The following is a 19,261-nucleotide window of genomic DNA, read 5'->3' on the forward strand; positions in this document are numbered from 1 at the left end:
GTCGTTTGCGTTTCCAGGACGCTCCGGACATCCGCGAGCACTGAGTGTCCGGTCTCGCCAATACGAGCCACTTTTGACGGCGTCTGTTGTCGCCAAGCTGCGTTGCCGCTCCTCGCCATAGCCAGCTATGACTCGTCGCGGCGCCTTGCCTGGCAACAACAGCCACTCGCCAAAAATGGCACGTATTGGCGAGACCGGACACGAACCTTCTCATTTTCGACAGGTACAACTGATATGACTGACAACAAGATCGACTCCCAACTGATCTCCGGCCAGGAAAGCCTGCGGGTTTTCGAAGGCCTCAATCGTGGCATGTCGCGCCGCAACGCCTTGCAGATGCTCGGTGTGGCCGGTGTTGCCGCAGCGGGCGCTGGTAGCCTGTTCGGCGCCGCCGGTAAACTGTTCGCCGAAGAAGCCGCCACACCAGGCAAAGGCAAGTCGGGCGGGCGGATTCGCGTCGCCGGCATGTCCAGTTCCACAGCCGATACCCTGGACCCGGCCAAAGGCGCGTTGTCGACCGACTACGTGCGCCACTTCATGTTCTACAACGGCCTGACCCGTTTCGACGCCCACTTGGTGCCGCAACTGGAACTGGCCGAGCGCATCGACAACACCGATGCCACGCTGTGGACCATCACTCTGCGCAAGGACGTGACCTTCCACAACGGCAAGACCCTGAGCGCCGCCGACGTGGTGTACTCGCTGTCGCGCCACAAGGATCCGCTGACCGGTTCCAAGGTCATGCCGCTGATGGCGCAGTTCGAAGAAATCAAAGCCACTGGCCCCAACGAAGTTCAAATCCGCCTCAGCGCGCCGAACGCCGAGCTGCCGTCGATCCTCGCCGTGTCGCACCTGATGATCGTTCCCGAGGGCACCACCGATTTCAACCAGGGCATCGGCACCGGGCCATTCAAGGTCAAGGAATTCAAACCGGGCGTGCGCTCGATTGCGGCGCGCAATACCGGCTACTGGAAACCGGGCCTGCCGTATCTGGACGAGATCGAGTTCATCGCCATTGCCGACGAACCGTCGCGGATCAACGCGCTGCTGTCGGGCGACGTGCACCTGATCAACGAGGTCAACCCGCGCTCAACCACGCGCATCAAGGCCAGCCCCAAGCACCGGGTCGTCGATGCACCCTCGGGCAACTACACCGACCTGATCATCCGTCAGGACCAGATGCCGGGCAAAAGCGCCGAATTCACCCAGGCCATGAAGTACCTGCTCGACCGTGAACAGGTCAAATCCGCAGTGTTCCGTGGTTTTGCCGTGGTCGGTAACGACCATCCGATTTCCCCCGGTTCGCGCTACTACAACGCCGACCTGCCGCAACGGGTCTACGACCCGGAAAAAGCCAAGTTCCTGCTGAAGAAGGCCGGCATGGAAAGCATCACCATGCCGCTGGTCGCATCGCCGGCCGCCACCGGTTCGGTGGACATCGCGGTGCTGTTGCAACAATCGGCGAAACAGGCCGGGCTCAAGCTCGACGTCAACCGCCTGCCGAGCGATGGCTACTGGTCCAACCACTGGATGAAGCACCCGCTGAGCTTCGGCAACATCAACCCACGGCCGAACGCCGACGTGATGTTCTCGCAGTTCTTCCAGTCGAAAGCACCGTGGAATGAATCGGGCTGGCAGAACGATCAGTTCGATCAGTTGCTGATGCTTGCCCGGGGTGAAACCGACGACGCGAAGCGCAGCAAGATGTACGCCGACATGCAGACCCTGGTGCATGACCACAGCGGTATTGGCGTGCCGGTGTTCATCAGCAACATCGACGGTGTCGACCAGCGCATCAAAGGCTATGGCAGCAATCCGCTGGGCGGTTTCATGGGCTACATGTTCGCCGAGCAGGTCTGGCTGGACGCTTGATGAGCGGTGATTGAAGCGACGGGGACATTGCATGAGGGTAGGGCGATGAATAGCAACACACTGTGGTTGATCGGCCGGCGCCTGGGCGCCGCGATCGTGACCTTGTTGATCGTGTCCATGGTCGTGTTTGCGATCACGGCGGTACTGCCGGGGGACGCGGCGCAACAATCGCTCGGGCAGTTCGCCACGCCGGAACAGGTGGCGGCCTTGCGCCTGAAACTGGGGCTGGATCAGCCCGGTGTGTTGCGTTACCTGCACTGGTTGATGAACCTGCTGAGCGGCGACATGGGCCAGTCGGTCTCCAACGCCATGCCGGTCAGCGAGTTGATGGCCGGGCGGGTGCCCAACACCTTGATGCTGGCGGCCGCCACGGCGTTGGTGTCAGTGCCGGTGGCGTTGATTCTGGGGATCGGCTCGGCGATGGGCCGTGGTGGGCGCATCGACAGCTTCCTGAGCTTTTTCACCCTGGCCATGGTGGCCGTGCCGGAATTTCTGGTGGCGACCCTGGCGGTGCTGATTTTTGCGGTGAACCTGGGCTGGTTGTCGGCACTGTCGTACGCCAGTGACATCACCTCACCTTGGCAATTCATGCGCACTTACGCCTTGCCGGTGCTGACGCTGTGCTGCGTCATCGTCGCGCAAATGGCTCGCATGACCCGGGCGGCGGTGATCGATCAACTGGACAGCCCCTACGTGGAAATGGCCCGGCTCAAAGGCGTGAGCCCGATGCGGATCGTGCTGCGCCATGCCTTGCCCAATGCCATCGGGCCGATTGCCAATGCCATCGCCCTGAGTCTTTCCTACCTGTTGGGCGGGGTGGTGATCGTCGAGACGATCTTTAACTACCCCGGCATCGCCAGCCTGATGGTCGATGCGGTGACCAACCGCGACATGGCGCTGGTCCAGGCCTGCACCATGCTGTTTTGCACGGCGTACCTGGGGTTGGTGCTGATTGCCGACCTGTGCGCGATTCTGTCCAATCCGAGGCTGAGAAACCAATGAACAATCTCATTGTGAAATCGACGCCCGCGACCCCCGATCTGTCGGTTGGCAAGGTGTCTCATGGTCCGGCCTGGCTGGGTCTGATCGGGGCTGCGATGTGCGTTATCTGGTTGCTGGTGGCGATCTTCGGCCCCTGGCTGGCGCCGCACCCGGTGGGTGAAGTGGTCTCTGACAATGTCTTTGACAGCATCAGCGCCGTTTACCCATTTGGTACCGATTACCTGGGCCGCGACATGCTTAGCCGAATCCTCGTCGGCGCACGTTTCACTGTTGGCCTGGCGTTGGTGGCGGCGGTGTTGGCCAGCGGTCTGGGCACCAGTTGCGCGCTGCTGTCGGTGGTGTTGCCGAAGTGGCTGGACGAGGTGATCAGTCGCTTGATGGACGCCTTTATCTCGATCCCGAGCAAGATGCTGGCGCTGATCATGGTCTCGGCCTTCGGCTCGTCGGTCACTTTGCTGATCTGCACGGCGGTGCTGAGTTTCACCCCCGGCGCGTTCCGCATCGCCCGCAGCATGGCGGTGAACATCGAAGCGCTGGAATACGTGCAAGTGGCCCGCACCCGCGGCGAACGTCGGCTGTACATCGCGTGCGTGGAGATCCTGCCGAACATGCTCAACCCGGTACTGACGGACTTGGGACTGCGTTTCGGTTTCATCGTACTGCTGCTCAGCGGCATGAGCTTCCTCGGTCTGGGCGTGCAACCGCCGGATGCCGACCTCGGTTCCCTGGTGCGAGAAAACATCGGCGGCCTCAACCAGGGCGCGCCGGCCATCGTGATTCCGGCCCTGGCCATTGGCACCCTGACCATCGGTGTGAATCTGTTTATCGACCGCCTGTCTTCGCGACGTAGTCGACGTTCGGGAGGCCATTGAAATGAGTGAATTGATTCGAGTCGAAAACCTGCGCGTGGTCGCCTGTGGCGAGCGTGGCGAAGTCGAAATCGTCAAGGGCGTGAGTTTCTCCCTGGCCAAAGGTGAAGTGCTGGCGTTGATCGGCGAGTCCGGCTCGGGCAAGACCACCATCGCACTGGCGCTGCTCGGTTACGCCCGGCGCGGTTGTCGCCTGGCGTCCGGTGTGGTGCAGATCGGCGAGCACGACATGCTCGCCTTGAGCGAAAGCGAGTTGCAAGGCCTGCGTGGCAACCGGGTTTCGTACATCGCCCAAAGTGCTGCTGCGGCGTTTAACCCGGCGAAGAAACTCATCGATCAAGTGGTGGAAGGCGCGCTGATTCATGGCCTGGGCAACCGGGTCGCGCTTGAAGCCAAAGCCGTCGAATTGTTCCGCGACCTTGCGCTGCCGGACCCCGATCGCATCGGCCAGCGCTATCCCCATCAAGTGTCCGGTGGGCAATTGCAGCGGGTGATGGCGGCCATGGCGCTGATCAGCGATCCGCTGTTGGTGGTGCTCGATGAGCCGACGACGGCACTCGACGTGACAACCCAAATCGACGTGTTGCGCGCCTTCAAAAGGGTGGTGCGCGAACGCGGGGCCACGGCGGTTTACGTGTCCCACGACCTAGCGGTGGTCGCGCAGATGGCCGATCAGATTGTGGTGCTCAACGGCGGCGAGATTTTCGAACAAAGCGCCACTGCGCCATTGCTCAAAGGTCCAGCCCACGAATACACCCGCAGCCTGCTGGCGGCGGCGCGGCCGGACACGACGATTCGTCCGCCCTGCGATGTGGCGCAAGACACGCCTTTGCTGACGATCCAGGGCCTGACCGCCGGTTACGGCAACAAGAACATGCACGGCATGCCGTCGATTCGGGTGCTGGAAGACATCGACCTGACCGTGCGCCGGGGCCAGGCCATCGGCGTGATTGGTGAGTCGGGCTCGGGCAAATCGACCCTGGCGCGGGTGGTGGCGGGGCTGCTGACCCCGGCGCTGGGCGGGCTGACCTTTGATGGTCAACCGCTGGGCGGCAGCCTGTCCGAACGCACTGCCGAACAGTTCCGACGCATTCAAATGGTCTTCCAGAACGCCGACACCGCGCTCAACCCGATGCACAGTGTCAGCACCATTCTGAGCCGGCCGTTGAAGATGTATTTCGGTCTCAAGGGCGCCGCATTGCGCGAGCGCATCGGCGAGTTGCTGGATCTCGTTCGTTTGCCGCGCACGATGGCTGAACGGCGTCCGAATGAACTGTCCGGCGGGCAAAAGCAGCGGGTCAACCTGGCTCGGGCGCTGGCGGCCAAACCGGATCTGATTCTGTGCGATGAGGTGACCTCGGCGCTGGATACCGTGGTCGGCGCGGCGATTCTCGAACTGCTGCGCGACCTGCGTCAGGAACTGGGGGTTTCGTACCTGTTCATCAGTCACGACATCTCCACCGTCCGCGCGCTGTGCGATGACATTGTGGTGATGTACAGCGGCCACAAGGTTCAGGCCGGCTCTCGGCAAGCGTTTGCCCAGGCGCCGTTTCATCCTTACACCGACCTGTTGATCCATTCGGTGCCGGAACTGCGCCAGGGTTGGCTGGAGAACTGCGGCACCACTTGCGGCGAACTGCCGCCGATTGGCGCCAGGGCCAATGTGCCGGAGCTGTGCACCTTTCTCAATCGGTGCCCGGTGAGGGTCGACGGCCTGTGCAATCGCACCGCGCCGAACCGTCGAGTCATCGCTGGTGGCAGCGAAATCCTTTGCCACCACGACACGGCCGAGCTGCTGAAAACCCAGCAGGATTTGAACATCATGACCCAGGGAGCCTATGCATGAAGGGGCGTTTTGTGAGGCTGGCCGAGCAGGGCCGGCCGACTGTCAATTTGAAGGTGGACGGCGCACCCATCGAGGCGTTGCAGGGCGATACCTTGATGGTCGCGTTGCTGACCCAGGGCTCGGCGTTGCGCCAGTCGGAATTCGATTCGGGCCGCCGCGCCGGTTTTTGTTTGATGGGCGCGTGTCAGGATTGCTGGGTCTGGACCCGCGGCGGCGAACGCCTGCGTGCCTGTTCCAACGAAGTCCGTGAAGGGCTGGACATCGTCACCACACAACCGGAGGCGACATGGCCACTGCACGGCTGAGCTCTAATAAAGTCGTTATCGTCGGCGCCGGGCCGGCCGGTATTCGCTGTGCTGAAACCCTGCTGGCCGCTGGGTTAAAACCTATCCTGATCGATGAAAATCGCCGGGATGGCGGGCAGATCTACCGTCGCCAACCGGAAGGCTTCACCCGCGATTACGCCACCCTGTACGGCACCGAAGCCGCCAAGGCCCGGAACCTGCACGAAAGCTTCGATCGCTTGCGCGGGTCGATCGACTACCGACCGGACACGCTGGTGTGGAACCTCACACCGGGGCAATTGTGCTGCGTCAGCCAGGGCAAGCACTCGACGGTGGATTACGACGCGTTTATCCTCTGCACCGGCGCCACCGATCGCTTGATGCCGATCGAAGGCTGGCAACTGGCGGGCACCTACAGTCTTGGCGGGGCGCAGATCGCGCTCAAATCCCAGGCGGTGTCCATCGGTCACAGCGTGGTGTTCATGGGCAGTGGGCCGTTGCTGTATCTGGTCGCCAGCCAATATGTCAAAGCCGGTGCCAAGGTGGCGGCAGTGCTCGATACCTCGCCGCTGAGCAAACGCATCCTTGCCATGCCCAAACTGCTGGCCCGTCCCGGATTGCTGTTCACCGGGATGAAACTGTTGGCGCAGCTGTATCAGGCGAAAATCCCGGTACATCTTGGGATCAAACCTCAGCAAGTGCTGGGCGACGCGGCAAGCGGTGTCAGTGGCGTGCGGGTCAGCACGGCGCGCGGGGAAACCCTGACGATCAATTGCGATGCCGTGGCCTTGGGTTATCACCTGCGCCCGGAAACGCAATTGGCGGACCTGGCCGGTTGTCGCCTGCGTTTCGATGAGGCGTCCAGCCAATGGTTACTGGCGGTTGATGAGGACGGCCGGACCTCGGTCAGTGGCGTGTACGCGGCCGGGGACGGCTCGAAGATTCGCGGCGCGGATGCGGCTGAACACGCCGGAAGGCTGGTCGCCATGGCGCTGCTGGAGGACCTGCACCAATCGGTGAATGCCGGGTTGCGCGACGAGCAACGCCACGCGCTGGCTGTCATGGATCAGTTTCGTCTGGGGCTGGCCCAGGCGTTTCCCTGGCCGTCGGCGCAAGCCAAAGCCTTGCCGGATACAGCCATCGTCTGTCGTTGCGAGATGATCAGCGCCGGCGAATTGCGCCGCACCGTCAGCGAAAAAGGTGCCTGCGAAGTCAATCGGGCCAAGGCGTTCAGCCGAGTCGGCATGGGCCGTTGCCAGGGCCGTTATTGTTCCCAGGCCGGGGCCGAGGTGATTGCTGCCGCTGCTGGTGTCAGCGTGCAACAGGTCGGCCGGCAGCGCGGTCAGGCACCGGTCAAACCCCTTTCGATACTCACCGAGGAGGTGTCGCCATGACGGTTCACAAAGCCGATGTCGTGATTGTCGGCGGCGGCCTGATGGGCTCGGCGGCGGCGTTTTTTCTGCGTCAGCGCGGTCAGTCGGTGATCCTGCTGGAACGTGACCAGATCGGTCAGTACGCCAGCGGCGTAAACTTCGGCAACGTGCGCCGTCAGGGCCGATTCCTTGGGCAACTGGCGTTGGCCAACCGTTCGTGGGCACTGTGGAAGCGCTTGCCGGAGTTGATCGACGACGACCTCGAATTCATCGCCAGCGGGCACATGCGTGTGTGCTACCGCGAAGACGAAATCCCTGAGCTTGAGGCCTACGCGGCCGCACCCGAAGCGGCGCAACTGGATCTGAAAATCTTTCGCGGCGCCGAGCTGCACGCACGCTTCCCGTTTCTCGGGGCAGACGTGAAGGGCGGTTCCTACGCGCCCCACGATGGCCACGCCAATCCGCGTTTGGCCGCTCCGGCGTTTGCCCGTGCTGCCCGACGCCTTGGCGCGCGGATCGAAGAACAGACCGAAGTCGCCGAGGTGCAGAAGGTCGGTGGCGAGTTCAGCATTACCACCACCGACGGCCGCCAATTCAGCGCCGCCCAGCTGTTGATCACCGCCGGCGCCTGGGGCCAGAAGCTGTCGGCGCAGTTCGGCGAACCGGTGCCGCTGGACACCCATGGCCCGCAAATGGCCGTGACCGAACCGGTGCCTTACGCCTTGCCGACGGTGATCGGCGTGTACACCAAAATTCCTGAGGAAGTGATCTATTTCCGCCAGATCCCGCGCGGCAACATCGTCATCGGCGGCGGCTACCGCAGCAAACCGGACATGCTCAATCGCCGGGCCTATGTCGAGCCGCGCAGCATCCTCAACCAGATGGAGCAGATGCGCCGTCTGCTGCCGGGTGTCGGCAACCTCAACATTATCCGGGTCTGGAGCGGCATCGAAGGCTATCTGCCCGACTCGCTGCCGGTGATGGGCCCCAGCGGCACCGTTGATGGGTTGTTCTACGCCTTCGGCTTCTGCGGTCACGGCTTCCAGCTCGGTCCCGGCGTCGGCGACGTGATGGCCGAATTGATCAGCACCGGCAGCACCAGCACCTCGATTGAGCCGTTCTCCATCAACCGGTTCGCCCTCTCAGCCGAGCAACGGAGCAAGGCCTCATGAAACCCCGTGTACTGGATATTCTCAAACGCCTGATGGCCTTCGACACCGTGTCTTCAGAGTCGAACATGGCCCTCATCGAGTACGTGCGCGACTTGCTGCTCACCAAAGGCATCGAGTCGCTGATCGTCAAGGATGAAACCGGCAAAAAAGCCAACCTGTTCGCCAGCACCGGCCCTCGCGAGTTGCCGGGGATTCTGCTGTCCGGGCATACCGACGTGGTGCCGGCGGCGGGGCAGGCCTGGACCTTCCCAGCGTTTCAGGCGACGGTGCAGGACGGGCGGATTTACGGCCGCGGCAGTTGCGACATGAAGGGCTTCATCGCATTGGCCATCGACGCCATGCTCGACGCGGCGGACAGCCCCTTGAGCCGGCCGCTGCAACTGGCGCTGTCCCATGACGAAGAAACCGGCTGCGTCGGCGTGCGCCGTTTGCTGGACGTGTTGCACCTGGCACCGGTGCGGCCGTTTTTGTGCCTGATCGGTGAACCGACCAACATGCAGTTTGTGTTGGGGCACAAGGGCAAGGGTTCTTACCGCACCTACTGTCGGGGCCTGGAGGCGCACTCATCGCTGGCACCACGCTCGGTCAATGCGATTCATGTGGCGTGTGATTTCATCGCCGCGCTGCGTCAAAGCCAGCAGCAATTGCAAGAGCAGGGCGCTCAGGATGCTGACTACGACGTGCCCTACAGCACCGTACATGTCGGGCAGATTGTCGGCGGCAAGGCGCTGAACATTGTGCCCAACCTGTGCACCCTCGATTTCGAAGTGCGCAACTTGCCGGCGGACGATCTGGATCAGTTCCTGGAACAGATGCGCGAGCGTGCCGAAGTCATCGTGCGTGAGGCGAAAAAGCTGTCCAGTGTCGCCGCGATCGAGATTGAAACCATCAACGTGTATCCCGGTCTCGATACGCACCCGAGTGTCGAAGCGGTGCGCTTCCTGAAGAACTTCGCCGCGCCGGATACCGGCACCGCCAAAGTCTCCTTCGGCACCGAAGGTGGGCTGTTCAAGCAACGCCTCGATGTGCCTGTGGTGGTCTGCGGACCGGGCTCAATCGAACAGGCGCACAAGCCGGACGAGTTCATCGAGATCAGCCAGATGGAGGCTGCGGAGCGGTTTTTGGATGGATTGTTGGGTTCGTTGAAGGTTTAAGATCAAAAGATCGCAGCCTTCGGCACCTCCTACATGAATTGAGTTCACCCACAAAATGGCGGTGTACATCGAACCTGTAGGAGCTGCCGAAGGCTGCGATCTTTTGACTTTGCTTGCCAGTAGAGCCTGCCGTCCCACCCCGAATTTCAGCATCCAACACCGCGCCAAAGGCACTTTCAGCATCCTCGTCCGCCGCACCTCCCTAGACTGGAGCATGTCTCGGATCAGGACTCGACCATGCTCAAGAATCGTTTGAAAGACCCCAGCCTTCTGGCAGAACTCGCCTATGTCGACGGGCAGTGGATCGGCGCTGACAACGCCGCCACCCTGGACGTCCTCGACCCGGCCAGCGGCCAGTTGGTTGGCCGCGTACCGGCGATGCAAGGCGCGGAAACCCGTCGCGCCATCGAAGCGGCGGAAAAAGCCTGGCCGGCCTGGCGCGCACGCCCGGCGGCAGAACGGGCGGCGCTGCTCGAGCGTTGGTATCAGGCCATGATCGACAACCTCGACGACCTGGCGCTGATCATGACCTGCGAACAGGGCAAACCGTTGAACGAAGCCAAAGGCGAAATTCGCTACGGCGCCGGCTTCGTCAAATGGTTCGCCGAGGAGGCCCGACGGGTCTACGGCGAAACCATGCCGGCCCCCAGTGGTGACCGCCGACTGCTGACGCTCAAGCAACCGGTGGGTGTGTGCGCCGCGATCACCCCGTGGAATTTCCCCAACGCGATGATCACCCGCAAATGCGCGCCAGCCCTGGCGGCCGGGTGCCCGATCATCGTCAAACCCTCGGACCTGACGCCATTGTCGGCCCTGGCCCTGGCGGTGTTGGCCGAACGGGTCGGCATCCCGGCCGGGGTGTTCAACGTGTTGACCGGCATGCCCGCCGGCATCGGCGAAGAGCTGACCGGCAACCCGAGCGTGCGCAAGATTTCCTTCACCGGCTCGACCGCCGTCGGCCGCTTGCTGATGCGCCAGAGCGCCGAGCACATCAAGCGCTTGAGCCTGGAACTGGGCGGCAACGCGCCGTTCATTGTGTTCGACGATGCCGATCTGGAGCAGGCAGTGGCCGGCATCATGCTCAGCAAGTTTCGCAACGCCGGGCAGACCTGCGTCTGCGCCAACCGCATTCTGGTGCAAGACGGCATCTACGAACGCTTTGCCCAGCGCCTGGTGGAGGAGGTGGGCAAGCTCAAGGTCGGCAACGGTCTGGACGCCGAAGTCACCATCGGTCCGTTGATCAATCCGGCGGCGGTGAGCAAAGTCGTCCGGCACATCGACGATGCCCTGAGCCAGGGCGCGCGTTTGCTCTGCGGCGGTATTCCCGAGGGCGACAGCCAGTTTGTTCAACCCACGGTACTCGGCGAGGCCCACGCGGGCATGCTACTGGCCAACGAAGAAACCTTCGGCCCGGTGGCGCCGCTGATGCGCTTTACCGATGAAGCCGAAGCTCTCGCACTGGCCAATGCCACGCCTTACGGTCTGGGTGCCTACTATTTCACTCAGGACTTGCGTCGTTCATGGCGGTTCGGCGAGGCGCTGGAGTTCGGCATGGTCGGCCTCAACACCGGGATCATTTCCATGGAAGTCGCCCCGTTCGGCGGCATCAAGCAATCAGGCCTGGGCCGCGAAGGCAGCAAGTACGGGCTGGACGAATACCTTGAAGTCAAAGCCTTCCACATCGGTGGGCTGTAATTCACAGACACGGGGAGGCAGATTGATGAGCAAGACATTCAAAATCGCCGCAATTGCCGGCGATGGCATCGGCAAGGAAGTCCTGCCGGAAGGGCTGCGGGTACTGGAGCAGGCCGCGAAGAAATGGCAGCTGGACCTGAGCATCGAAGTGCTCGACTGGGCGCATTGCGATTACTACCTGGAACACGGGCAGATGATGCCCGACGACTGGTTCGAACAGCTCAAGGGTTTCGACGCGATCTACTTCGGCGCCGTGGGCTGGCCGGACAAGGTGCCAGACCACATTTCCCTGTGGGGCTCGCTGCTCAAGTTCCGTCGGGACTTCGATCAGTACGTGAACATTCGCCCGGTGCGGCTGTTTCCCGGCGTGCCGTGCCCTTTGGCCGGACGCAAACCGGGGGACATCGATTTCGTGGTGATCCGCGAGAATACCGAGGGCGAGTATTCCTCGGTGGGCGGCAAGATGTTTGAAGGCACCGAGCATGAGTTCGTGCTGCAAGAGTCGGTGTTTACCCGGCGCGGCGTGGACCGGATTCTCAAGTTCGCCTTCGAGCTGGCCCAGACCCGACCGCGAAAACGCCTGACGGCGGCGACCAAGTCCAACGGGATTTCCATCAGCATGCCGTACTGGGACGAGCGCACCGCATTGATGGCGGCGCAGTACCCGGACATCACCTGGGACAAGCAGCACATCGACATTCTGTGCGCGCGTTTCGTGCTGCAACCGGACCGGTTTGATGTGGTGGTGGCGTCGAACCTGTTCGGCGACATTCTCTCCGACCTCGGGCCGGCCTGCGCCGGGACCATCGGCATCGCGCCGTCGGCCAACCTCGATCCCGAGCGCCGCTTTCCGTCGCTGTTCGAACCGGTGCATGGCTCGGCGCCGGATATCTACGGGCAGAACATCGCCAACCCGATTGCGATGATCTGGTCCGGGGCGTTGATGCTGGATTTTCTGGGGAATGGGGACGAGCGCTATCGCGCCGCGCATGACGGGATTTTGCAGGCGATTGAGCGGGTGATTGCGCAGGGGCCTATTACACCGGATTTGGGTGGGAAGGGTTCTACTCAAGATGTTGGCAAAGCGATTGCCGATCGACTCTGAGTGTGTGGGTGGATTCTAAAACCACCCCTCACCCTAACCCTCTCCCCGGAGGGTAGAGGGGACTGACCGTGGTGTTTGTACTGGATTCGGTGACCTGAAAACTCCGAGTCGAACTCAGGTTTCGAAAACAGTGAAGATCTGTTCCCTTTCCCCCTCTCCCCGGAGGGTAGAGGGGACTGACCGTGGTGTTTGTACTGGATTCGGTAACCTGAAAACTCCGAGTCGAACTCAGGTTTCGAAAACAGTGAAGATCTGTTCCCTTTCCCCCTCTCCCCAGAGGGTAGAGGGGACTGACCGTGGTGTTCGTACTGGATTCGGTAACCTGAAAACTCCGAGTCGAACTCAGGTTTCGAAAACAGTGAAGATCTGCTCCCTTTCCCCCTCTCCCCGGAGGGTAGAGGGGACTGACCGTGGTGTTTGTACTGGATTCGGTAACCTGAAAACTCCGAGTCGAACTCAGGTTTCGAAAACAGTGAAGATCTGCTCCCTTTCCCCCTCTCCCCAGAGGGTAGAGGGGACTGACCGTGGTGTTTGCACTGGATTCGGTAACCTGAAAACTCCGAGTCGAACTCAGGTTTAGAAAACAGTGAAGATCTGCTCCCTTTCCCCCTCTCCCCACTGGGGAGAGGGCTGGGGTGAGGGGTGGCTTTAGCAGACACCACAACTACCAAACCTGACTATTTCAATAACCCTGCTTCCGATCTATCCGGCCCACCATCAACTCCCCCCGCTCATACCGCCGAATATTCTCCAACAACACCCCAAACGCACTCTCCGGCTGCGTCATCGCGGCAATATGCGGTGTCAGCAGAATCTGCGGATGATCCCAAAACGGATGATCCGCCGGCGCCGGTTCTTCCTGCAGCACATCGAGCACCGCGCCACTGAGCTGCCCGCTGTCCAGCGCCTCGAGCAGATCACTCTCCACCAGATGCCCGCCACGGCCCATGTTGATCAACGCCGCGCCATGGGGCAATTGCCGGAACAATTCACGATCGAGAATGCCTTGGGTCTGCTCCGTCAGCGGCAGCACGCACAACAGAATGTCGCACTGGCTGAGAAACTCCGGCAGTTGCTCGCGACCGGCGTAACACTCCACGCCAGTGACCTGATGCGCACTGCGCGCCCAGCCCGACAAGGCAAAGCCCAGCGGCTGCAACGTCGCCAGAATCTGCCGAGCCTGGGTGCCAAGGCCCATGACCCCGACCCGCCGCGTGGCCGCCGGTTGCAGCAAGTGCGCCTGCCAGCACCGCGCCATTTGCTGCTGGCGATAGCGAAGCATGTCCCGGTGCAGGCTCAGCACCGCAAAACTGGCGTATTCGCACATGCCGCGGGTGATGCCGGGGTCCAGCAGGCGCACCACCGGCAAGCTCGCGGGCAAGCGACTGAGGTCCAGTTGATCGACCCCGGCAGACAACGCGAACAACACGTTCAGATTCGGCAGCAACGCCTCTAGATCGTCGGGTGCCTGCCAGGCGGCGAGGTACTCGATGTCCGCGGGATCACCGATGTCCGGCCAGGCGCGCCATTCGATATCCGGGGCGTGTTCGGCGAACAGCGCTTTCCACTGTTCGCCGCGCACAGGGTCAGCTTTATAAAGCAGGGCCATGGGCATGTCCTGAAGGAAGAAGGTGCTGTCCATCATCGCGCAACGTCGGCGCAGGATCTGTCGAAAGGGCCGGGTTAAACGGGTTTCGTGATGTTCGATCGGCGACGGCCCGGCAGATTCGACGGGCGAAAGGAATCTGCCGTTTGGCAGGGTGAAAACAGTCGATCCGAATTTCTCAGGGGTCAAGTTCGGCGTAGATCGTTTCGCGCAAGGCTTAACCTGAACACCATCGCAACCACCTCCCGGTTGCCGGACTCACGATGGGAAATGCCATGAATAGCAAAGTCGACGAAACCCCTCATTTGCTCCGTCAGCGCGATCAATTCGTGCCGCGTGGCCTGGTTACCGCTCACCCGTTGGTGATCGATCGCGCCCAAGGTGCTGAGTTATGGGACGTGGACGGCAAGCGCTACCTGGATTTTGTCGGCGGCATCGGTGTGCTGAACATCGGTCACAACCACCCGAAGGTGGTCGCTGCGGTGCAGGCGCAATTGCAAAAGGTCTCTCACGCCTGTTTCCAGGTGGTGGCCTATAAGCCTTATCTGGACCTGGCCCAGCGCCTGTGCGAAATGATCGGTGGCCAAGAAGCGTATAAAGCGGCGTTCTTTACCTCCGGTGCCGAAGCGGTGGAAAACGCGGTGAAGATCGCCCGCGCTCACACCAATCGCTCGGCCGTGATCGCCTTCCGCGGCGGCTTCCACGGCCGCACCTTGCTCGGCACCACGCTGACCGGCATGAGCCAGCCGTACAAGCAGAACTTCGGGCCGTTCGCGCCGGAGGTCTTCCACACCCCGTATCCCAATGCCTATCGCGGCGTCACCAGCGAGATGGCGCTCAAAGCCCTCGACGAGCTGCTGGCCACCCAGGTTGCCCCTGAGCGTGTCGCCGCGATCATCATCGAACCGGTGCAGGGCGACGGCGGTTTCCTGTCAGCATCGGCGGAGTTTCTCCAGGCCCTGCGCGCACTGACTGAAAGGCACGGCATCGTGCTGATTCTCGATGAAATCCAGACCGGTTTCGGCCGTACCGGCAAGTGGTTCGGTTTCCAGCACGCCGGCATTCAGCCGGACCTGGTGACCGTCGCCAAGAGCCTGGCCGGTGGCTTGCCGTTGTCCGGGGTGGTCGGCAAGGCCGAGATCATGGACGCGCCGCTGCCCGGTGGCCTGGGCGGCACCTACGGTGGCAATGCCTTGTCCTGCGCCGCTGCGCTGGCGGTGATCGATGCCTTCGAGCAGGAACAATTGCTGGCCCGCGGCGAAGCACTGGGCGAGCGTTTGCGTCAAGGGCTGCTGCGTTTGCAGGCCCGTCACCGGCAAATCGGCGACGTGCGCGGCACCGGGTTCATGCTGGCGATCGAACTGATCAAGGATGACGTGGCTCGCACGCCGGACGCCGACCTGAATCAGCGACTGATCGATGAAGCCCGGGCCGGCGGTTTGCTGGTGATCAAATGCGGTGTGTACCGCAACGTGATGCGCTTCCTCGCGCCGCTGGTGACCACCGAAGAACAGGTCGATGAAGCGCTGCAGATTCTTGAAGCGGCATTGGCACGGGTCTTGAACTGAGCTCATGGCCGCTCGGGGCGGTGCCACAAGGCATCGTCCGTGAGCGTTTATGGAGCATGGATTGATGGAATGCATCATCGGAGGCTTTGCGCACCATGGGGCTGACTGAATATCGAGCACTGCTCATCGATTGCGATGAGGTCCTGGTCGATCGGGACTCGGGTGTCTGGACGGCACTGCAACCGCTGCTGGACAGCCGAGGCGGTCACCCGGACAGGGAACAGGTGCTGGCCGAATACAGCGAGGTGGTGCGAGCGCTGTATCCGCGTTTCGCTGAACTGGGCTTTAGTGGCGTGCTGTGTTTCGCCCATCGTCAGTTGGCCGAGCGCTGGAGCCTGAAAGCCAGTTGGGAGGAGGGCATGAGCTTTGCCCGTTCGGTGGCCGGCTGGTCGCTGTTCGAGGACGCGCCCGGCGCGATGTTGTACCTGCGCAAGTTCTACCGCTTGCTGGTGCACGGCGACCGGGATGCCGAGGATCGAGGGCTGTTGTGTGAACGATTGGGGATCATGCCCGACGATTTCATTTCACTGGCCAGCGACCCATTACTCGATTCAGAGTGGTTGAAGGCCAACGAACTTGAACCCGGCAGCATCCTGCAAGTGACCCGACCTTCGGTCGATCGACAGACGGCCAAAGACGTGTGCCTGATCTGTCGCGGCCGGTCAAAACACCCTACGCCGTGCGCGGCGGATTACTGTATTAACAGCATGGCGGATCTGGTGGCTCAGCATCAGCTGTCTTTACGGCGCTGATTTTGCTAGAAGATTGTCTTACAAACGGCAGTCAAGAGGTACGCAATGGAAGGGTTAGTCAAACTGGACCGAATCGACATCAGCATCCTGGTGGAGCTGCAAAAGGACGGGCGCATGACCAACGTCAGCCTGGCCGATGCGGTAGGGTTGTCGGCCAGTCCCTGCCTGCAACGGGTCAAACGGCTTGAGTCGGCCGGGTATATTTCCAGCTACAAGGCGCACCTGAATCTGGCCAAGATCACCGATTCGGTGACGGTGTTTACCGAAATCACCTTGAGCGACCACAAGCGCGAAGACTTCGCCAAGTTCGAGTCCAACATCCGCTTGGTGGACGAAGTGCTTGAATGCCATTTGATCAGCGGTGGCTACGATTACCTGGTGCGCTTCATGACCCGCAGCATCCAGCATTATCAGGAAGTGATCGAAAGCCTGCTGGACAAGAACATCGGCATCTCCAAGTACTTCAGTTACATCGTCATCAAATCTCCGGTGCTCAAGGACGGCGTGCCGCTGCGCAAATTGCTGCGCCACTGACAGACTCCATTCTCAAACCCAATACAAATTACCTGTGGGAGCGAGCTTGCTCGCGATAGCGGTTGATCAGTCGACATCTTTACCGACTGACTCGCCGCCATCGCGAGCAGGCTCGCTCCCACAATTGCATTCACAATGCACTGGGTTTGGACATCAGGCCGGCACAACGGCCCAAGGCGCTTCATCCTGGCGCAAGCCGCATAAACGGCTGTTTCAACCCACAAAAACAGTTGCCGATTGCCCCGTATGCGCTGATTTCAGAGCAAAGCGCAAAAGTCTCTGCGCTGTAATGCGTTCAGAGAGAGGGGAGCGGTTTGTTGTCTGGCTGGTTTCGATAAAACGAGGCGGCGGCAACAACCCGTTGAATAACACCAATCGGAGCGTAAAAAAATGCGAATGAGCAACGCAAAAGCACTATTGGGTTACGGCGCCATCCTGCTGGCGAGCAGCAGCGAGGCGCATCAAATCTGGTACGAACAACCACCCGGCCAACCACTGGCGTTGTACTACGGGGAATATGACAAGAACATGCTGGAAGTCACGCCGGGCGGGATGGACCGGTTTCAGCAACTCAAGGGCTGGTCGATCAGCAACCGGTCCCAGCCATTAACGCTGACCTTGCAGCGTCAGGCGTTTGCGGTGGCCCATCAAGCCCGGGTAGAGGACTCGTTGCTGGCCCAGGACCCGCACTATCCGATCTTCGACCTTCATGAGGCCGACAAGGCGCTGAAGACGCACTGGACGCCAGCGACCCGTTGGGTCGGTGACTTGCGCGCACGCACCCCGGAACTGACCCTGGACATCGTGCCGACCGGCGTCGCCGATGCAGGCAAGGCGCAGTTCCAGGTGTTCTATGCGTCCAAACCGTTGGCCGACCAGGACGTGGTGCTGGAAACCGGCTCCGGCGAAGTGTTTACCCAGCGCACCGATGCCGCGGGCAAAGTCAGCTTCGAGCTGCCGTGGCAGGGCACCTACGTGGTGGCCGTGGAATACAAGGACCGCACGCCCGGCGAACGCATCAGTCCTCAAGGCAAGGCCGAACCGTTCGATATAAAGAGCTTCAGTTCGACACTGTCGTTCTATCGATTACAGGGCCAGACGCCGTTGCCGCGCGCGCCGTCGCAGCTGCCGGCATCGGAAGTCGCCAGGCTGAAGAAACAGGCCTGATCCCTCGACCACTACATGAGTGACTGATATGACCCCATCTTCAGGATTGGCAGGGCAGGCGACAACCGCTTCCCCTGCGTTTGCAACCAGTGCCGTCAAGGCCAACACCCGCATGCTGGCGATCGACGCCCTGCGCGGTTTCGTCATGCTGTTGATGCTGATCGATCATGTGCGGGAAACCTTTCTGCTGCACCGTCAGGTCACCGACCCGATCGATGCGTTGAGCGTCACGCCGGACCTGTACTTCACCCGCATGCTCAGCGAGATCTGCGCCCCGGCGTTCATCTTCCTCACCGGTTTGTCGGCCTGGCTCTACAGCCAGAAACACACGGCGAAAGAAACCTCGGTGTTCCTGCTCAAGCGCGGGTTGTTCCTGGTGTTTCTCGAAGTCACCTTTGTGTGCTTTGCCTGGAACGCCGAGTTCCCGCCCAAGACCCTGTGGCTGCAGGTGATCTGGTGTATCGGCATCTGCATGATCGTGCTTGCCGGGTTGCTGCACTTCAAACGCGGTTGGCTGATCGTGCTCGGGGTGGCCATTGTCGCCGGGCACAACCTGCTCGATGGCGTAACCGTGGGGCCGGAGTCGCCGTTCTTCGTGCCGTGGTCGATCCTGCATCAGCGGGTGTTCATCGACATCACCGAATTCACCCGGGCCCGCACCACGTACCCGGTATTGCCCTGGATTGGCGTGATCCTGCTGGGGTGGGGAATCGGGCCGTGGTTCGGCAAGGACATGGACCCGGCCGAGCGGATTTTCCGTCTGCTCAAACTGGGCGCCGGCCTGCTGGTGGCGTTCGTGTTCATTCGCTACCTGAACGTCTACGGTGAGAAACCCTGGGTGCAGACCGGTGACTCGTTGCGCACCTTCATGAGTTTCATGAGTGCCAAGAAGTACCCGCCCTCGCTGATGTTCCTGATGCCGACGATTGGCCTTTCGCTGATCTTGCTGGCGCTGTTCGAGAAGCTGCAGGATCGCTGGTCCACGGCGACCCTGGCGATTTACGGCGGGGCGCCGATGTTCTTCTATTTGTTGCACTTGTACGTGCTCAAGGCCATGTACCTGGTGGCAGTGGCGATCTGGGGCGCCAATCAGGGTGCCTACTATGGCTTCGACAACCTGCCCACAGTGTGGCTGTGGAGTGTGATCCTCGGGGTGTTGCTGTTCTTCCCGACGCGCTGGTTCGCCAACCTCAAGCAGCGCCGTCGCGATATCGCGATCCTCAAATACCTCTGACGTGCCCAAGGGTGTCCCCCGTTCGGCG

At 61.5% G+C, this 19,261-nt stretch carries 16 protein-coding genes; 15 read left to right on the forward strand and 1 reads right to left on the reverse strand.

Features of this window, described 5'->3' with window-relative positions; all coding sequences use genetic code 11:
- Positions 1 to 234: 234 nt before the first annotated feature.
- The 10 genes from EAH74_RS10395 to EAH74_RS10440 all read left to right on the forward strand — a co-directional run bounded on the left by EAH74_RS10395 (position 235) and on the right by EAH74_RS10440 (position 12,372).
- Positions 235 to 1,872 carry an ABC transporter substrate-binding protein gene (locus tag EAH74_RS10395; RefSeq protein WP_140678068.1) on the forward strand — a complete coding sequence of 546 codons (1,638 nt, stop codon included), beginning with the start codon at positions 235 to 237 and terminating at the stop codon, positions 1,870 to 1,872.
- Between the two features lie 45 nt (positions 1,873 to 1,917).
- Positions 1,918 to 2,874, forward strand: a complete 957-nt coding sequence (locus EAH74_RS10400) for an ABC transporter permease (protein ID WP_123366699.1) — start codon at positions 1,918 to 1,920, stop codon at positions 2,872 to 2,874.
- Positions 2,871 to 3,746, forward strand: coding sequence for an ABC transporter permease (locus EAH74_RS10405; protein WP_140678070.1), 876 nt, complete (start codon positions 2,871 to 2,873; stop codon positions 3,744 to 3,746). The genes EAH74_RS10400 and EAH74_RS10405 overlap by 4 nt, the downstream gene beginning before the upstream one ends.
- 1 nt (position 3,747) lies before the next feature.
- Positions 3,748 to 5,589 carry an ABC transporter ATP-binding protein gene (locus EAH74_RS10410; protein WP_140678072.1) on the forward strand — a complete coding sequence of 614 codons (1,842 nt, stop codon included), beginning with the start codon at positions 3,748 to 3,750 and terminating at the stop codon, positions 5,587 to 5,589.
- Positions 5,586 to 5,894 (forward strand): (2Fe-2S)-binding protein, encoded by a 309-nt coding sequence (locus EAH74_RS10415; RefSeq protein ID WP_140678074.1) that lies wholly within the window; start codon positions 5,586 to 5,588, stop codon positions 5,892 to 5,894. Before EAH74_RS10410 ends, EAH74_RS10415 begins: the two co-directional genes overlap by 4 nt.
- Positions 5,876 to 7,267 carry an NAD(P)/FAD-dependent oxidoreductase gene (locus EAH74_RS10420; RefSeq protein WP_140678076.1) on the forward strand — a complete coding sequence of 464 codons (1,392 nt, stop codon included), beginning with the start codon at positions 5,876 to 5,878 and terminating at the stop codon, positions 7,265 to 7,267. The genes EAH74_RS10415 and EAH74_RS10420 overlap by 19 nt, the downstream gene beginning before the upstream one ends.
- Positions 7,264 to 8,418 carry an NAD(P)/FAD-dependent oxidoreductase gene (locus EAH74_RS10425; protein ID WP_140678078.1) on the forward strand — a complete coding sequence of 385 codons (1,155 nt, stop codon included), beginning with the start codon at positions 7,264 to 7,266 and terminating at the stop codon, positions 8,416 to 8,418. The genes EAH74_RS10420 and EAH74_RS10425 overlap by 4 nt, the downstream gene beginning before the upstream one ends.
- Positions 8,415 to 9,572, forward strand: coding sequence for an acetylornithine deacetylase (gene argE / locus EAH74_RS10430; RefSeq protein ID WP_140678080.1), 1,158 nt, complete (start codon positions 8,415 to 8,417; stop codon positions 9,570 to 9,572). The genes EAH74_RS10425 and argE overlap by 4 nt, the downstream gene beginning before the upstream one ends.
- A gap of 237 nt (positions 9,573 to 9,809) precedes the next feature.
- The gene (locus EAH74_RS10435) at positions 9,810 to 11,267 is read left to right on the forward strand and encodes an NAD-dependent succinate-semialdehyde dehydrogenase (protein ID WP_140678082.1); all 1,458 of its coding nucleotides are present in this window, start codon (positions 9,810 to 9,812) and stop codon (positions 11,265 to 11,267) included.
- Between the two features lie 25 nt (positions 11,268 to 11,292).
- The gene (locus EAH74_RS10440; protein WP_140678083.1) at positions 11,293 to 12,372 is read left to right on the forward strand and encodes a tartrate dehydrogenase; all 1,080 of its coding nucleotides are present in this window, start codon (positions 11,293 to 11,295) and stop codon (positions 12,370 to 12,372) included.
- Positions 12,373 to 13,054: 682 nt separating this feature from the next.
- On the opposite strand, the gene EAH74_RS10445 is transcribed toward EAH74_RS10440, so the two are convergent.
- Positions 13,055 to 13,981, reverse strand: coding sequence for a 2-hydroxyacid dehydrogenase (locus tag EAH74_RS10445; RefSeq protein ID WP_140678084.1), 927 nt, complete (start codon positions 13,979 to 13,981; stop codon positions 13,055 to 13,057).
- A gap of 272 nt (positions 13,982 to 14,253) precedes the next feature.
- Here EAH74_RS10445 and gabT point away from each other — a divergent pair, with 272 nt between their 5' ends.
- The 5 genes from gabT (at position 14,254) to EAH74_RS10475 (ending at position 19,233) form a co-directional block, all read left to right on the forward strand.
- Positions 14,254 to 15,546, forward strand: coding sequence for a 4-aminobutyrate--2-oxoglutarate transaminase (gene gabT / locus EAH74_RS10450; protein WP_140678086.1), 1,293 nt, complete (start codon positions 14,254 to 14,256; stop codon positions 15,544 to 15,546).
- 95 nt (positions 15,547 to 15,641) lie between these two features.
- Entirely contained in the window at positions 15,642 to 16,298 is a 657-nt protein-coding gene (locus EAH74_RS10455) for a 2-haloalkanoic acid dehalogenase (RefSeq protein WP_140678088.1), read from the forward strand.
- Between the two features lie 45 nt (positions 16,299 to 16,343).
- Complete coding sequence (locus tag EAH74_RS10460; protein ID WP_008055821.1) at positions 16,344 to 16,832, forward strand: Lrp/AsnC family transcriptional regulator; 489 nt, start codon at positions 16,344 to 16,346, stop codon at positions 16,830 to 16,832.
- Between the two features lie 396 nt (positions 16,833 to 17,228).
- Positions 17,229 to 17,999 carry a DUF4198 domain-containing protein gene (locus EAH74_RS10470; protein ID WP_240050492.1) on the forward strand — a complete coding sequence of 257 codons (771 nt, stop codon included), beginning with the start codon at positions 17,229 to 17,231 and terminating at the stop codon, positions 17,997 to 17,999.
- Between the two features lie 28 nt (positions 18,000 to 18,027).
- Positions 18,028 to 19,233 carry a DUF1624 domain-containing protein gene (locus tag EAH74_RS10475; protein ID WP_140678091.1) on the forward strand — a complete coding sequence of 402 codons (1,206 nt, stop codon included), beginning with the start codon at positions 18,028 to 18,030 and terminating at the stop codon, positions 19,231 to 19,233.
- The last annotated feature ends 28 nt before the right edge of the window (positions 19,234 to 19,261 follow it).

Source organism: Pseudomonas mandelii (genome assembly GCF_006438925.1).
In the GTDB taxonomy this organism is placed as follows: domain Bacteria; phylum Pseudomonadota; class Gammaproteobacteria; order Pseudomonadales; family Pseudomonadaceae; genus Aquipseudomonas; species Aquipseudomonas mandelii_C.

Excerpts from the sequence above, each read along its gene's own strand:
- EAH74_RS10395 (WP_140678068.1), top strand. The coding sequence starts at position 235 with ATGACTGACAACAAGATCGACTCCCAACTGATCTCCGGCCAGGAAAGC.
- EAH74_RS10400 (WP_123366699.1), top strand. The coding sequence starts at position 1,918 with ATGAATAGCAACACACTGTGGTTGATCGGCCGGCGCCTGGGCGCCGCG.
- EAH74_RS10405 (WP_140678070.1), top strand. The coding sequence starts at position 2,871 with ATGAACAATCTCATTGTGAAATCGACGCCCGCGACCCCCGATCTGTCG.
- EAH74_RS10410 (WP_140678072.1), top strand. The coding sequence starts at position 3,748 with ATGAGTGAATTGATTCGAGTCGAAAACCTGCGCGTGGTCGCCTGTGGC.
- EAH74_RS10415 (WP_140678074.1), top strand. The coding sequence starts at position 5,586 with ATGAAGGGGCGTTTTGTGAGGCTGGCCGAGCAGGGCCGGCCGACTGTC.
- EAH74_RS10420 (WP_140678076.1), top strand. The coding sequence starts at position 5,876 with ATGGCCACTGCACGGCTGAGCTCTAATAAAGTCGTTATCGTCGGCGCC.
- EAH74_RS10425 (WP_140678078.1), top strand. The coding sequence starts at position 7,264 with ATGACGGTTCACAAAGCCGATGTCGTGATTGTCGGCGGCGGCCTGATG.
- argE (WP_140678080.1), top strand. The coding sequence starts at position 8,415 with ATGAAACCCCGTGTACTGGATATTCTCAAACGCCTGATGGCCTTCGAC.
- EAH74_RS10435 (WP_140678082.1), top strand. The coding sequence starts at position 9,810 with ATGCTCAAGAATCGTTTGAAAGACCCCAGCCTTCTGGCAGAACTCGCC.
- EAH74_RS10440 (WP_140678083.1), top strand. The coding sequence starts at position 11,293 with ATGAGCAAGACATTCAAAATCGCCGCAATTGCCGGCGATGGCATCGGC.
- EAH74_RS10445 (WP_140678084.1), bottom strand. The coding sequence starts at position 13,981 with ATGGCCCTGCTTTATAAAGCTGACCCTGTGCGCGGCGAACAGTGGAAA.
- gabT (WP_140678086.1), top strand. The coding sequence starts at position 14,254 with ATGAATAGCAAAGTCGACGAAACCCCTCATTTGCTCCGTCAGCGCGAT.
- EAH74_RS10455 (WP_140678088.1), top strand. The coding sequence starts at position 15,642 with ATGGGGCTGACTGAATATCGAGCACTGCTCATCGATTGCGATGAGGTC.
- EAH74_RS10460 (WP_008055821.1), top strand. The coding sequence starts at position 16,344 with ATGGAAGGGTTAGTCAAACTGGACCGAATCGACATCAGCATCCTGGTG.
- EAH74_RS10470 (WP_240050492.1), top strand. The coding sequence starts at position 17,229 with ATGAGCAACGCAAAAGCACTATTGGGTTACGGCGCCATCCTGCTGGCG.
- EAH74_RS10475 (WP_140678091.1), top strand. The coding sequence starts at position 18,028 with ATGACCCCATCTTCAGGATTGGCAGGGCAGGCGACAACCGCTTCCCCT.